This window comes from Terrabacter sp. 2RAF25, from assembly GCF_052115265.1.
Classification (GTDB): Bacteria; Actinomycetota; Actinomycetes; order Actinomycetales; family Dermatophilaceae; genus Terrabacter.
Map to the genome: position 1 here is coordinate 1 of NZ_JBFRGJ010000043.1, position 480 is coordinate 480.

At 67.3% G+C, this 480-nt stretch carries 1 protein-coding gene and 1 pseudogene; both read right to left on the bottom strand.

Annotated elements, in window-relative coordinates:
* The coding region (gene mobC / locus AB4091_RS21870) for a plasmid mobilization relaxosome protein MobC (RefSeq protein ID WP_442295021.1) at window positions 1-368 on the bottom strand (368 nt) is incomplete at its 3' end.
* Between the two features lie 9 nt (window positions 369-377).
* Window positions 378-470, bottom strand: a pseudogene (locus AB4091_RS21875) (hypothetical protein); the annotation flags it as partial.
* Between the last annotated feature and the right edge of the window lie 10 nt (window positions 471-480).

Genomic DNA, 480 nt, shown 5'->3' on the forward strand with positions numbered 1-480 from the left:
GCCTCACGCAAGGCGCGCAATTCGTCCTTCTCGCGGGCGCTAAGAGTGCGCTCCTCAGGGCGCAACAACGGGCTGTTCAGCCGCCGGGCGATCTGATTGAGGTTCGTCCCGATCCGGGTCAGCTCATTCTGCATCCCCCGGATCGCGGCGGCCGTGCCCTCGTCGGCGTGGAAAAACCCTGCCGGCCAGCGGATGAAAGCACGCAGGGCAGTTGACTTGTCCTTGACCCCAAGCCGCCCGATTGCCGCGTCGAACGCCTGAATATCCTGAACAGGGACGCGCGCCGTGACCATCGCGGTCTCCGTGCGGGCGGCTTCGCGCTCCAGCCGGACCCGCTTTGCGATGTTGCGGATCGTCTGTTCGCTCACTCCATACCGCTCGGCCAACTCCTTCGTGCCGGCGCCGCTCGCTCGTGCGCGGGCTACCTGGGACCGCTGCTCGGCGGTCAGGCGGCGCTTCCGGGCGCTCACTTTTTGAGGG